At 65.8% G+C, this 14,424-nt stretch carries 10 protein-coding genes; 4 read left to right on the top strand and 6 right to left on the bottom strand.

What is annotated here, in order from left to right:
* The coding region (locus tag RR928_RS09210) for an IMP dehydrogenase (RefSeq protein WP_332682265.1) at positions 1–308 on the bottom strand (308 nt) is incomplete at its 3' end.
* A gap of 285 nt (positions 309–593) precedes the next feature.
* Here RR928_RS09210 and RR928_RS09205 point away from each other — a divergent pair.
* The 3 genes from RR928_RS09205 to RR928_RS09195 all read left to right on the top strand — a co-directional run bounded on the left by RR928_RS09205 (position 594) and on the right by RR928_RS09195 (position 6,331).
* Positions 594–3,035 (top strand): UvrD-helicase domain-containing protein, encoded by a 2,442-nt coding sequence (locus RR928_RS09205; RefSeq protein ID WP_332534061.1) that lies wholly within the window; start codon positions 594–596, stop codon positions 3,033–3,035.
* Between the two features lie 20 nt (positions 3,036–3,055).
* On the top strand, positions 3,056–4,171 hold the full coding sequence (locus RR928_RS09200; protein WP_332534062.1) for an FUSC family protein: 1,116 nt from the start codon (positions 3,056–3,058) through the stop codon (positions 4,169–4,171).
* Between the two features lie 105 nt (positions 4,172–4,276).
* Positions 4,277–6,331, top strand: coding sequence for a PhoX family protein (locus RR928_RS09195; RefSeq protein ID WP_332682262.1), 2,055 nt, complete (start codon positions 4,277–4,279; stop codon positions 6,329–6,331).
* 98 nt (positions 6,332–6,429) lie between these two features.
* On the opposite strand, the gene RR928_RS09190 is transcribed toward RR928_RS09195, so the two are convergent.
* The 5 genes from RR928_RS09190 to RR928_RS09170 form a co-directional block, all read right to left on the bottom strand.
* Positions 6,430–7,239: a BPSS1780 family membrane protein gene (locus RR928_RS09190; RefSeq protein ID WP_332534064.1), complete on the bottom strand. Its 810-nt coding sequence runs from the start codon at positions 7,237–7,239 to the stop codon at positions 6,430–6,432.
* 129 nt (positions 7,240–7,368) lie between these two features.
* A complete protein-coding gene (locus tag RR928_RS09185; RefSeq protein WP_332682260.1) occupies positions 7,369–8,910 on the bottom strand; it encodes a BPSS1780 family membrane protein in 1,542 nt (513 codons plus the stop codon).
* A gap of 105 nt (positions 8,911–9,015) precedes the next feature.
* On the bottom strand, positions 9,016–9,852 hold the full coding sequence (locus tag RR928_RS09180; RefSeq protein WP_332534066.1) for a BPSS1780 family membrane protein: 837 nt from the start codon (positions 9,850–9,852) through the stop codon (positions 9,016–9,018).
* Between the two features lie 200 nt (positions 9,853–10,052).
* Positions 10,053–11,009: a homoserine kinase gene (locus tag RR928_RS09175; protein WP_332534067.1), complete on the bottom strand. Its 957-nt coding sequence runs from the start codon at positions 11,007–11,009 to the stop codon at positions 10,053–10,055.
* A gap of 66 nt (positions 11,010–11,075) precedes the next feature.
* A complete protein-coding gene (locus tag RR928_RS09170; RefSeq protein WP_332534068.1) occupies positions 11,076–11,420 on the bottom strand; it encodes a hypothetical protein in 345 nt (114 codons plus the stop codon).
* An 83-nt stretch (positions 11,421–11,503) separates the two neighbouring features.
* Here RR928_RS09170 and polA point away from each other — a divergent pair, with 83 nt between their 5' ends.
* The gene (gene polA / locus RR928_RS09165; protein ID WP_332534069.1) at positions 11,504–14,329 is read left to right on the top strand and encodes a DNA polymerase I; all 2,826 of its coding nucleotides are present in this window, start codon (positions 11,504–11,506) and stop codon (positions 14,327–14,329) included.
* Positions 14,330–14,424 lie beyond the last annotated feature (95 nt).

Below are 14,424 nucleotides of genomic sequence, written 5' to 3'. Positions count from 1 at the left end.
AAACGGTCGACCGTGGCGTAGTCGGGTTGCTTGACGCCCAGCGAGATCGACGCAAAGCAGCCCTTGGCGTGCATGTCCTGCACGAACTGCACGTTGTCGAGGTCAAAGCGGTGCATCACATAGAAGTAGCCGTTCTGCGCCAGCCAGGTGCAGATAGCCTCGTCGACGACGGTCTTCATGTTGGCCGGCACGGCCGGGATGCGGAACGACCGACTGCCCAGCGTCACGCTGGCATCACATTCCGAACGGCTTTCCACACAGCACTTGCGGGGCAGCAGAAGAATGTTGTCGTAGTCGAAGATTTCCATGAATTTCCAAGCTCCATAAAGGGTCGCCGCGGAACAATTTCCGTGGCGATGGGGCGCTTGGCCTGGAGACCGGTTTGCGGACGCTGCCGCTGGAGGCGGCCACCGCGGGCCCGCAGGACGCGGGCACAAAAAACCGGACCACAAGAAACTTGGGCCCGGTGATTGATTCTACCCGTACTGCATACCTCGCGCCAATGCCCCCGGGATGGCGGCACGCGCAACAGGGCCGCAAGGCTTTTGATTGCGCACATGTGCAGGGCGGGGCGGGGTTTCTACAATCGCAGCATGTTTCCTCTTGACCTGCTTTCCAGCAGCGCGCCCGTCGCCGCGTCTGCATCTCCCCTGCTTGCCGACCTCAACGAGGAGCAGCTCGCGGCCGTGACGCTGCCCGCAGGCCATGCGCTGATACTGGCCGGCGCCGGTTCGGGCAAGACCCGGGTGCTGACCACGCGCATTGCCTGGCTGCTGCAGACCGGCCAGGCCACGCCCGCGGGCATCCTGGCCGTGACCTTCACCAACAAGGCGGCCAAGGAAATGACGGCGCGGCTGTCGGCCATGCTGCCGGTGAATGTGCGCGGCATGTGGATAGGCACCTTCCACGGCCTGTGCAACCGCCTGCTGCGCGCGCATCACCAGGCCGCTGGCCTGCCCCAGGCGTTCCAGATCCTCGACATGCAGGACCAGCTGTCGGCCGTCAAGCGGCTGTGCAAGCAGCACAACGTCGACGACGAGCGCTTCCCGCCCAAGCAGCTGCAGTACTTCATCGCGGGCTGCAAGGAAGAAGGCCAGCGTCCCGGCGACGTCGCCGTGAAGGACCCCGACACGCGCAAGAAAGTCGAGTTCTATCAGCTCTACGAGGAGCAATGCCAGCGCGAAGGCGTGGTCGATTTCGGCGAACTGATGCTGCGCAGCTTCGAGCTGCTGCGCGACCAGCCGCAGCTGCGCGCCCACTATCAGCGGCGTTTCCAGCACATCCTGGTCGACGAGTTCCAGGACACCAACCGCCTGCAGTACGCCTGGCTCAAGCAGCTCGCGGGCGACGAGGTCGGCGGCCAGATGCGCACCCAGGGCTCGGTGATCGCCGTGGGCGACGACGACCAGAGCATTTACGCTTTCCGCGGCGCACGCGTGGGCAACATGGCCGACTTCGTGCGCGAGTTCGACGTGCAGCGCCAGATCAAGCTCGAGCAAAACTACCGCAGCTTCAGCAACATCCTCGACTCGGCCAATGCGCTGATCAGCCACAACAGCCGCCGCCTGGGCAAGAACCTGCGCACCACGCAGGGCCCGGGCGAGCCGGTGCGCGTCTACGAGTCGCACACCGATCTGGCCGAAGCGCAGTGGATCGTCGATGAAATCCGCCAGCTCGTGAAGAACGACGGCTTCGAGCGCCAGCAGATCGCCATCCTGTACCGCAGCAATGCGCAAAGCCGGGTAATTGAGACCGCGCTGTTCAATGCCGGCGTGCCCTACCGCGTCTACGGCGGCCTGCGCTTTTTCGAGCGCGCCGAAATCAAGCACGCGCTGGCCTATCTGCGCCTGCTCGAGAACCCGCATGACGACACCAGCTTCATGCGCGCGGTGAACTTCCCGCCGCGCGGCATAGGCGCGCGCACGGTCGAAGTGCTGCAGGATGCGGCGCGCAGCGCGGGCTGCTCGCTCAGCGATGCCGTCACGGCCGTGCCCGGCAAGGCGGGCGCGAACCTGGGCGCGTTTGTCGCCAAGATCGAAGTGCTGCGCGAGCAGACCCAGGGCAAGAATCTGCGGTTGATCATCGAGGCCGTGCTCGAGGAGAGCGGCCTGGTCGAGCACTACCGCAACGAAAAGGAAGGCGCGGACCGCATAGAGAACCTGCAGGAACTGGTGAATGCGGGCGAGAGCTTCGTGACCCAGGAAGGCTTTGGCCGCGACGCCGTGGCGCTGCCGCTCGACGAGCATGGCCAGGCGCTGCGCCAGAGCCCGGTGAGCCAGGGAATCGATCCCACGCAACCCATGCTCGACCAGGTGCTGCCGGGATCGCAGCCGGCCGCGGGCATGGTCGACATCGATACCGGCGAAACGCTGTCGCCGCTGGTCGCCTTCCTCACGCATGCCGCGCTCGAAGCCGGCGACAACCAGGCCCAGGCGGGCCAGGATGCGGTGCAGCTGATGACCGTGCATGCGTCCAAGGGCCTGGAGTTCGACGCGGTGTTCATCGGCGGCATGGAAGAAGGCCTGTTTCCGCACGAGAACGCGATGAGCGACAGCGGCGGCCTCGAGGAAGAGCGCCGGCTGATGTACGTGGCGATCACGCGCGCGAGAAAGCGCCTGTACCTGAGCCATTCGCAGACGCGCATGCTGCACGGTCAGACGCGCTTTCACATCAAGAGCCGCTTCTTCGACGAGCTGCCCGAGAGTGCGCTCAAGTGGATCACGCCCAAGCAGCAGGGCTTTGGCACGTTCACGCCCCAGTCAGCGGGAGGTTACGGCGGCGGAGGTTACGGCGGCGGCCGCGGCGGCTTTGGCGCCAAGTCCGAGACTTTTGCCAGCCCGCCCGTGCCGCCGCAAAAGGCCGCGCCCAGCCATGGCCTGCGTGCCGGCATCGCGGTGTTCCACAACAAGTTCGGTGAAGGCAAGGTGCTGGCCATCGAAGGCACGGGCGACGACGCGCGCGCGCAGGTGGATTTCCCGCGCCACGGCACCAAGTGGCTGGCGCTGGCGATCGCCAAGCTGACCATCGTCGACTGAGTTCGAGCAGGAGCGCGCGCATGGAAAAAGAAAAAGACCCGGTCCAGGCGGCCTCCAGGACCCGTGCCGCGATCCACCTGCTGCATCCGCAGCAGTTGCAGGACAGCCTGGCGCTCGCGCCGCAGCTGTCGCTGCGCATCGCACTGATTGCCGGGCTGCAGGCCAGCCTTGCGGTGCTCGCGGCGCTGGTGCTGACGCTGTTGTCGCCCTGGCCCGAACTCGTGGGCTTTCCCGCGCTGGGCGCGCTGGCCGCGCTGTTCGGGCGCTTTGCGCCGCTGGCGCGGCGCCGGCGCATCGTTGCCGCGGCGGCGCTGCTGCTGCTGGCGGCCGTGCTGTTTCCCTCGCTCGCGGGGCTGTTCGGCGCCAGCGAATGGGCGCTGGTGCTGGTGCTGGCGCTGGTGGCCGGGGCCTCGACCGTGGCGGTGAGCCGCTGGAATATCGGCGGCCCGGGCGCGGTGATCATCGTGTTCGCCGCCGGCGCTGCGCTGCACCCGGTGGCCACCTGGCAGGAGCTGGCCGCGCGCCTGCTCGCGACTGCGGCGGGCGGGCTGATAGGCTGGCTGGTCTGCTCGCTCACCGACCGCCTGCGCGCGCAGGAGGTCAGCGCGCTGCAGATTCCCGTGGTGCGCATTCCGCCGATGTCGCATCAATGGATAGCGGGCGCGCGCATTGCCGTGGGCGCGGCCATTGCGGCGCTGCTGGCCTGGGCCGCGGGCGGACAGCATCCTGCCTGGGCGGCCATCGGGGCCACCGCTGTCATGCAGGGCAGTCATCTGCATGTGACCATGAGCCGCGCGCTGCAGCGCCTGGGAGGCACGGTGATCGGCGCCTGCCTGGTGTGGCTGATACTGGCCCAGCACCCGCCGCTGTGGGTCATCGTGCTGGCTGTCGTCGTGTTCCAGTTCCTGACCGAAGTGATCATCGGCTTCAACTACGCACTCGGGCAGATCACGGTCACGCCGATGGCGCTGTTGATGACAATGCTCGCGTCGCACGCGCCGACAATGGGAAACATGCCTGTCGAGCGTGTCATCGACACCTTGCTGGGCGCGGCCGTGGGCATTGCTCTGGCGGTGCTGTTTTCCAGCGTGGATGACCGTGTCCACCTCGCCAAGCTGCGGCGCAACAACGCCTGATCGGGCCGGCAACCTGTCTTGTGTCGGGTTTCACGCTATCGTCATATTGATTTCCTAGAGTGGCGGCACCCGTCGATGAATCGACAAAACCAAGAGAGCCGCCACGTGAGCAAATCCATTTCCGACAAGGTTGTTCGCAACCACAGCGACAACGCGCCCTTCAGTACCATTCTCGAGGCAAGCCTCTCGCGCCGTGCCGTGACACGTGGCAGCCTGGGTGCTGCAGTGGCCCTGATGGCGGGCTTGAGCCTTTCGGCCTGTGGCGGTGATGGCGACCCGGCCCCCGTCGATCCCGTGAAGCCGGTCGAGCCGGAACTCAAGCTGGGCTTCGAGTCGCTGCCCAACTCCATGACCCATGGCTGCGTGGTGCCCGCAGGCTATACGGCCCAGGTGCTCGGCGCCTGGGGCACGCCGCTCAACGACAATGCCGCGGCCTGGGATCGCAACGGCAACAACAGCTCCAACGATCTGCTGAACTCGACCGGCATGCACCACGACGGCATGCACTTCTTCCCCATCGCCGGCAGCTCGACCGAAGGCCTGCTGGTGGTCAACCACGAGTACATCGATGAGTTCGCGCTGCATCCCGCAGGTCCGACCAAGGTCGCGGGCAAGCGTCCGGCCGAAGAGGTGCGCAAGGAAATCAATGCCCATGGCGTGGCCGTGATGCATGTGCGCAAGGAAGGCAAGAACTGGAACATCGTTCTCAATTCCAAGTACAACCGCCGCTTCACTTCGGGCACGCCCATGCGCCTGGCCGGCCCGGTCGGCGGCACGGACTGGGTCAAGACCCCGTTCTCGCCCAACGGCACGCAGGTGCGCGGCACCAACAACAACTGCGGCAACGGCACCACGCCCTGGGGCACCTACATCACCGCCGAGGAAAACTGGGCGGCCTGCTTCCTGAACACCGGCACGATTCCCGCGCACCAGAAGCGCGTTGGCGTGTCCAGCACCAAGGGCCGCTACGAGTGGGAAACCGCTGCCGGCGACGCCACCGAAGTCAACGGCGAGTTCGCGCGCTTCAACGTCACGGCCAGCGGCGCGGATGCCCTGTCCGACTGGCGCAACGAAGTCAACGGCTTCGGCTACCTGGTCGAAATCGATCCCTACGATCCTTCGAGCATCGCCACCAAGCGCACGGCGATGGGCCGCTTTGCGCACGAAGGCGCGGCCTATGGCAACCCCGTGGCCGGCCAGCCGCTGGCGTTCTACTGCGGTGACGACTCGCGCTTTGAATACGTCTACCGTTTTGTCTCCGAAGCCGTCTGGGATCCCAAGGACGCCACGCGCAGCGACCGCCTGGCCGTGGGCGCCAAGTACCTCGACAAGGGCACGCTGTATGTCGCGCGCTTCAACGACAACGGCTCGGGCGAGTGGCTGGCACTGGCACCGAACACCGTCGGCAAGGGCGGCAAGACGCTGGGCGCCGAGTTCGGCAGCCTGGAGGCGATCCTGATCAACACCCGCGGTGCGGCCGACTTCGTCGGTGCCACGCCCATGGACCGCCCCGAGTGGACTGCGGTACACCCGACCAATGGCGATGTCTACCTGACGCTGACCAACAACACCAGCCGCAATGCGACCACCGGCACCAACGGCGCCAACCCGCGCCTGAACAATGCCAACGGCCACATCATCCGTTGGCACGATGCCAGCGGCTCGAACGCCTTCCGCTGGGACATCTTCGTCTTCGGCGCGGCCGCGGGCGCGAATGCCGACACCAACCGTTCGTCGCTGACCGCGGTGAACCAGCTCGCCAGCCCGGACGGCATGTCGTTCGACAGCCGCGGCATCATGTGGATCCAGACCGACAACGGCCTGGACGGCGGCCGCAACAACGACGTGGCCAAGGCGACCAACGACCAGATGCTGGCCGTGATTCCCAAGCCCATGTCGGCCAGCACGGGCACGGGTCCGGTGATCAATGCCAGCAACCAGGCCGAACTGCGCCGCTTCTTCGTCGGCCCCAACGAAGCCGAAGTGACAGGCGTTGCGTTCTCGCCCGACAACACCAGCATCTTCCTGAACATCCAGCATCCAGGCAACTGGCCTGCGTACGACACGACCGACGCCACGGTGCTGGCCAGCGGCACGGTGCGCCCGCGCTCGTCGACGGTGGTGATCCAGCGCGTAGACGGCAAGCCCGTCGGCGTCTGAGGCGGTTTCGCCCAGTCCACGCGGCGAAGCGATTCCCCAGTAAAAAACGCCCCTCGGGGCGTTTTTTTCATGGGGCTCGAAGGGCGACCGCGAGGCGCTCAGGCTTCATGCAGTTCGGGATCGGTCGCGTCCGAGGGATCGGGCGCGGAAAAGCTGTCGCGGAACGTGAACACCACCGAGGTGAAGAACATCGCCGCCAGGATCATGGCAGCGCCCGCCATGATGCCGGCGGCCATGCCGCCGATCAGGCTCGCGAGAATGCCGGTGACCAGCGCCAGCACGATGCCGCAGGCCATGAAGAAGACCATCCAGGCCAGGCAGAAGACCAGATAGGCGCGCCAGTTGCGCATGCAGGCCACCAGGCTGAAAAACAGCGCCTTGGCGGGCGGAATGCCATGCCAGTGGATCAATCCGGGCGCGTGCCAGAACATCAGCGACAGCGGGATGTACAGCGCCATCGACAGCCACATCGCGGACTGGAACGCGGGATCTTCGGCGATCTCGCGCGTCATCGGCTCGCCGCCCAGATAGACCTCGGCGAACGTGCCGCCATCGATCAAGGCCGACAGCCCCATGATCGCGAGAAAGCCCACGGCGTACAGCAGGCCCAGCGTGACCATGGCGTTCAGGCGCTGGCGGCCGGTGCGAAACGCGACCAGCAGCAGCGCCGGCGTGGGAAAGCGGCCCTGGGTGGCTTCGGCGGCCGCGACCATCATCGCCAGCGAGGTCGCGGGCAGCAGCGCCAGCGCCAGCGCGGGGCCGATCAACGGCACGATGCTGATCAGCGACATGCCGACAATGGCCAGAATAAAAATCGCGGCCAGGGCCAGGGGTTGGCGCCAGAAAGTCTGGACGCCGAGTTTGACCCACTGGACACCTGTGCGGGCGGGAACGATCTGGAGTTTCATGAAGCAGTCAAAGTCCTGGGCAAGCAGTAACGGGCGCTTTCGGGCGCCGATGGCGTTACTGTACCGCAGGCTTTTTTGACCGCTGAAGACAAGGGCAGCTTGCTGCGCGCGGCGCCGGCAGGCCGAATCTCAGTCGGCGCGCGAATCGGCGCTGTCGGGCAAGGCAAAACAGTCGCGAAAACTGAAATAGATGCACGACATGAAGATGACATTCAATAGATGTATCACGCAGATCCCGAACTGCGTGGAGATTGCCGTGAACGCGAAGCTCCCGGGTGCGGGCAGCCGGATCAGCATGATCAGGGCCGTGCCGAAGACGGCATAGATGAGCCCCCACAGCACAAAGAACAAGGAAAACGCGCGCCAGTTGAGTCGCACCGCATGGCTGCTGCACCTGAGTGCCTGCAGCGGGGACAGGCGCTGCCAGTGGATCAGCCCGGGGGCATGCCAGAACTGCAGCGTCGCCAACCCAATGAGAACAGCGGCCGCGACCATGAGCATGGCCAGCGCAATGTGCGCGTCGGCCTGGGCCGCCATCGCCGACAGGGGTGCAGCGACCCTGATCCCCACCACGAAGGTGACGCTCAGAACGAGCCAACTGATTCCCACGTACAGCGCGCCCAGCCGCAGCAGCCGCCAGAACTCCTGGCGCAATGCGCGCCCGGCGGCTTGCAGCACGGCGCGCAGGGGCTGGGCGCCTCTGTCGGCCTGGGCCGTGACGACCATTGCCAGCAGCATGGCAAACGGCAAGAAAACGATGAGCATTGAGGCGATCATGCCCAGGCCCAGCACCAGCGGCTGGCGCCTGAAGGTCTTGAAGCCCATCTGCAGCCAGCGCAAGCCGTTGCGGGCGGGGACGGCGCGGGACTCGCAGGGCAGTCGGTCGCCTGGTGGCGCAGCGGGGGCAGGCCTTGCGCCCGAGAACAGCGTGCGAAAGGCAAAGAACCAGGAAATACTGAAGATGGCGGAGGAAAGGAAGACCAGGCTGTCGGCAAGTGCCTGCAGTGCAAATTCGCTTGTCGCCGGCATGGATTCCATCAGCCATGTCAGCAGCCTGATGAGCAACTGGCCGACGACTGCCTGGACCAGGATCAGCTGCAGAATGGCGCGCCAGTTGCGCAGGCAAGCCGCGGCGCTGGAGCGCATGGCCTGCAGGGGGCCGAGGCCGTGCCAGTGCACCAGCGCGGGGGCGAAAGCCAGCAACGCGGCCGGTGGCAGTACCAGCATGTGCAGCCACGCGAGCATCCGTTCAGGCCGCTCGCCGTCCAAGAGCCCATGGTGACCCTGCAGATGACGATAGGCAAAGCCCTGGTCGAAGAGCGCGGACAGCAGCATCAGCGCGAGCAGGAAAACAACGAGCTGCACCGCGCTCAACGCGAGCAGACCGCGCAGCGGCCCGCGGAACGCGCGCAATCCGGACCACAGCAGGGCGGACGTTGACCTGTGGCCGCTGGAGGCCCGCGCCACCACGATCAGCATGATCAAGGCGGTGATGGGCTCGATGGCGGCCGACAGCGGAGTGCCGACAAAGGGAATGCGGCACAGCAGCACATGGCAGATGCGCAGCAGCCCGGCCAGCAGCACGAAGGCCAGGGGATTGCGGAAAATGGTCTGAAGAGCGAGTCCCAGCCATTGAAGGCTGGCATGCGCAGGCGCAATGGAGAAATTCATGGCAGTTGCAGATGTGGAGTTGCGTGCCGTGAACCGTTGATAAAAGCCCAAGCGCATTCAACATTGATAGTCCTAAGCTATCGATTATATTTTTAATTTTGAAAATTACAATTGATTTGTGCTGCACTGCAGGCGCGGCAGGCTGGAAAACCAAGTGCGCCGGGGCGCAAAGCAGTCGCGAAAGGAAAACAGCTGGGAGATGGAAAGGATGACGGCCGGAATCGTGATGACCCCGGCCGCGCCTTCGATGAGCGCGGCATTCGCCGCGCTGGCGGTTGCGGGCAGAAAGGCCAGGATCAGCATGACCCCCAGCAGCGGGCCGGCGACCAGGACGGTACGTATCACGCCGAACAGCAGAAACGCACGCCAGTTGCGCAGGTAGGCTGCGGCGCTGAGGAAAATGGCCTGGCCCGGCGTGGCGCTGTACCAGTAGACCAGCGCCGGAGCAAAGCCGAACAGCACTTGCGGCACGATCGCCAGCAGCTTGATGATGTCCACCTGCGCGGGACCGGACTCGCCTCCAGGGGATAGCTGCAGGGCCATGGGCAGATGCTCCAGCGCGAAGCCGCGGTCCTGCACCAGCGACACCATTGCCACGATGCAGCAAAGGGCCAGCGCATGCACCGCGCCCAGCGTGATCAATGCGCGCAGGTGCGTGCGAAAGGCTCGCAGCGTCAGGACGATCAGCGCCGGCAGCGATGTGGTGCCGGAAAATGCCTGGGACGCGACGATCATCGTCATCAGGCTGTGAAACGGCAGGACGGCGTTATAGAGCACCGTCTCGATGACGGGACTGGGGCTGGCCAGCAGATAGCAGATGGCCAGCGGGAAGCTCAGCAGTATGGGGAGCAGCACAAAGGCCAGGGGCCGGCGGCAGAAGGTCCTGAAACCCAGCCCAAGCCACTGAAAGCTGCTGCGCGCGGGAACGATTTCGATGTCCATGGCAGGATGAACCGCTTGCCTGCCTTGGATGACGCGTTCCGGCGGATGATGTCCGGGGGGAACACGCAGGCGCAAAGGAAGAAAAGCAGTGGATTGAGTTAAAAACTATCGAAATATAGATTTCAATAGTCTTTGATTCTGTAGTCCAGCTGCTTGTCTTCAGCGCCGTTTTTGCTGCACCGCGTGTACCGCGGCCGGCCTCATGTCAGTTGCACTGGCGCGGCAATGCGCTGGCGCAGCACGCGCTCGAAATGGCGCGGGTCGTGCGGCGTGAGCATCGCGGCTTCACGCGGCAGGTAGAAGTCCCACAGGCGCGAAATCCAGAAGCGCAGCGCACCGGCGCGCAGCTGTGCGTTGAGCAGCTGGCGCTCGGCGCCCGTGAGCGGGCGCACGCGCTGGTAGGCGGCGAGCATGGCCTGGGCGCGCGGAGCGTCGTGCGCTCCCGTGGCGTGGTCTATGCACCAGTCGTTGAGACAGACCGCGAGGTCGAACAGCCAGCTGTCCACGCCCGCGAAATAGAAGTCGAAAAAGCCCGTGAGCTGCTCGCCCTCGAACATCACGTTGTCGCGGAACAGGTCGGCATGCACCGGGCCGCGCGGCAGCGCGGCGTACTGCGACGAAGCTGCGACATGGTTCTGGAAGGCGAGTTCGGACTGCAGCAGGTCGACCAGGCCGCTGTCCAGATGGGGCATGACCACGGGCGCGGTTTCGTTCCACCAGGCAAGGCCGCGCAGATTGGGCTGCTGGCGCTCGAAGTCGCGGCCCGCGAGATGCATGCGCGCGAGCATGTCGCCAACGGCCGCGCAGTGCACGGGCGCGGGAGCGAGCTGGCTGCTGCCGCGCAGGCGATTGACCACAGCCGCGGGCTTGCCGCACACGCGCAGCAGGATGTCGCCGCTTTGCTTGTGCGCCTGCGGGTCGGGCACGGGAATGCCGGCGTGCGCGAGATGCTTCATCAGGTGCAGATAGAACGGCAGCTGTTCGGCCGTGAGCCTTTCGAACAGCGTCAGCACCCATTCGCCCTGGTCGGTCGTCAGGAAGTAGTTGGTATTTTCAATACCGCCCTGAATGCCGCGCAGGCTCTGGAAGGTTCCCAGCGGCAGGTGGCGCAGCAGGTCGCGCGCCTCTTTTTCGGAGACTTCGGTAAAAACGGCCATGGCGAGAAGCGCGCCCCGAGGGCGGCGCAGGAAAGAAGAGGAAGAAAGGGGGGAGCGCTGGGAAGCTCAGAACTTGCGGATGTTCCACACCCGCGGGCCCGTGGTGTCCGAGCTGCTGCGGCTGCGGTTGCGCACGCCTTCGCTGGGTTGCACTTCGTAGGCGGGCATGTCGCTGACCTTGGGGGTCACGGTGATGCTGCGGGTCTGGCCGCCGATGCGCACTTCGTCGACGCGGCTGCCCTCGTCCTCGACGCGGATACGTTCCACGCGCTGGTTGTTCTTGTCGCCCTGGGGGGCGGTACGCGGTTCGGCCGCGTCAGTAGCGGCCTGGACGGCAGTGCCAGGCGGATTCTGGGCCAGCAACGGGCTGGCAGCCAGGCTGAGGAGGAGGAGAAGTGGGGCGGCGCGCATGGGGTGATTGTAGAGCCAGTGTTCAATTGATCCCGTGGGGAAATCCAGCGCGCAGGCCGGGCCGCGCCGTGCACAATCCTGGCATGAGCAATTCCAAGACATTGGTGCTGGTCGATGGCTCCAGCTATCTGTACCGCGCCTACCACGCCATGCCCGATCTGCGGGCCCGGCCCGGCGACCCGACGAGTCCCGCCACCGGCGCGATCCGCGGCATGATCAACATGCTGCAGTCCCTCAAGAGGGAAGTGCCTGCCGATTACGCGGTCTGCATCTTCGACACCAGCGGTCCGACCTTCCGTGACGCGCTGTACCCCGAGTACAAGGCCCAGCGCTCGCCCATGCCCGACGACCTGCGCGCGCAGATCGAGCCCATCCATGCCGTGGTGCGCATGCTCGGCTGGCCCGTGCTGGCCATCAAGGGCGTCGAGGCCGACGACGTGATAGGCACGCTGGCCCAGGTCGCATCGCGCCAGGGCGTGCGCGTGGTGGTCTCCAGCGGCGACAAGGATCTGAGCCAGCTGGTCGACGAGCACATCACCATCATCGACACCATGAACGGCAAGGTGCGCGATGTCGCCGGCGTCACCGCCGAGTTCGGCGTGCCGCCGTCGCTGATGGTCGATTTCCAGACGCTGGTCGGCGATACCGTGGACAACGTTCCCGGCGTGCCCAAGGTCGGCCCCAAGACCGCGGCCAAGTGGCTCAATGAATATGGCTCGCTCGACGCCTTGCTCGCGCGCGCCGACGAGATCAAGGGCGTGGCCGGCCAGAACCTGCGGGACAGCCTCGCATGGCTGCCCACGGGCCGCCAGCTGGTGACCATCAAGACCGATTGCGATCTGGTCGAGGAAGTGGTCGGCCTGCCGTCGCTCGACGGCCTGGCCTGGCGCGCGCCCGAGAACAAGGCGCTGCGCGACTTCTACCTCGAGTACGGCTTCAAGGGCCTGGCGATGGCGCTGGAAAACCAGGCCGAAGCCGCAGCGGAAGAGCCCAAGGCCAAAGCGAAAGCCGCCAAGCCGCGCGCCGACCAGGACACGGGCGACATGTTTGCCGAGCAGCAGGAATCCGCCGAGGCCACCGAGGAAGCGCAAGCCGCGCAACAGCGCAGCGTCGACTACGACGTGATACTGACCTGGGCCAGCTTCGATGCCTGGCTGGCGAAGATCGAGGCCGCGCCGCTCACGGCGCTGGACACCGAAACCACCTCGCTCGACGAGATGCGCGCCGAGATCGTGGGCATCAGCTTCAGCGTCGAGCCCGGCGCCGCGGCCTATATTCCACTGCGCCACGCGGGCCTGGACGTGCCCGAGCAGCTGCCGTTTGACGAAGTGCTCGCGCGCCTCAAGCCCTGGCTCGAGAATGCCCAGCGGCCCAAGCTCGGTCAGCACGTCAAGTACGACCGCCATGTGTTTGCCAACCATGGCATCCAGGTGCAGGGCTATGCGCACGACACCATGCTGCAAAGCTATGTGCTCGAAGTGCACCGTCCGCACGGGCTGTCCAGCCTGGCGCTGCGCCATACCGGGCGCAGCGGTACGAGCTACGAAGATCTGTGCGGCAAGGGCGTGCACCAGATTCCGTTTGCCCAGGTGCCGGTCGACAAGGCCGCAGCCTACTCGTGCGAGGACTCGGACCAGACGCTGGACGTGCACCGCGTGCTGTGGCCCCAGCTCGAGGCCGAGGCCGCGCTGCGCGCCGTCTATGACCTCGAACTGCAGACCAGCGAAGCGCTGTTCCGCATAGAGCGCAATGGGGTGCTGATCGATGCTGCGACGCTGGCCAAGCAGAGCAACGAGCTGGGCCAGCGCATCGTGCAGCTCGAAAACGAAGCCTATGAGATCGCGGGCCAGCCGTTCAACCTGGCCAGCCCCAAGCAGCTGGGCGAGATCTTCTTCGACAAGCTGGGCATGCCCGTGGTCAAGAAGACCGCGACCGGCGCGCGCAGCACCGACGAGGAAGTGCTGGAGAAGCTTGCCGCCGATTACCCGCTGCCGGCCAAGCTGCTGGAGCACCGCAGCCTGTCCAAGCTCAAGGGCACCTACACCGACAAACTGGCCCAGCTCGCGCTGCCGGCCACGGGCCGCGTGCACACGCATTACGCCCAGGCCGTGGCCGTGACCGGCCGGCTGTCGAGCAACGACCCCAACCTGCAGAACATTCCCATCCGCACGCCCGAAGGCCGGCGCGTGCGCGAGGCCTTCATCGCGCCCGCGGGCCGCGTGATCGCCAGCGCCGACTATTCGCAGATCGAGCTGCGCATCATGGCCCACCTGTCGGGCGACGAGTCGCTGCTCAAGGCCTTCCAGGACGGCCGCGACGTGCACCGTGCGACCGCCGCCGAAGTGTTCGCCGTTGAAGTCGACCAGGTCAGCAGCGAACAGCGCCGCTATGCCAAGGTGATCAACTTCGGCCTGATCTACGGCATGAGCAGTTTCGGCCTGGCCAAGAACCTGGGCATAGAGACCAAGGCCGCGGCGGCCTATATCGACCGCTATTTCCAGCGCTATCCCGGCGTCAAGCGCTACATGGACGAGACCGTGGAGTTCGCGCGCGCCCATGGCTATGTCGAGACCGTGCTCGGCCGGCGCCTGTACCTGCCCGACATCAACGGCGGCAACGGCCCGCGCAAGAAGGCCGCAGAACGCCAGGCGATCAACGCTCCCATGCAGGGCACGGCCGCCGACCTGATCAAGATGGCCATGGTCGCGGTGCAGGCCGAGCTCGACGCGCACAAGCCCGACATCAAGGTCATCATGCAGGTGCACGATGAACTGGTGTTCGAGCTGCCCGCGGGCGACGAGGGCTGGATACGCAGCGAGATTCCGCGCCTGATGGCGGGCGTGGCCGAGTTGAAGGTGCCGCTGCTGGCCGAAGTGGGCGTGGGGCCCAACTGGGACCAGGCGCATTGAAAGTGGCTCGGCACGGGCGGGATTCCGAGCAACGCGCTCGAAATCCCGATGACCGTTCGCCCTGAGCCTGCCACGGCGGCGCCGTCGAAGGGCGT

It is taken from the genome of Comamonas sp. (genome assembly GCF_036666375.1).
Classification (GTDB): Bacteria; Pseudomonadota; Gammaproteobacteria; order Burkholderiales; family Burkholderiaceae_C; genus Comamonas.
The sequence above is the reverse complement of the archived record's forward strand: the minus strand, read 5'-3'. Positions and strand labels throughout refer to the sequence as shown.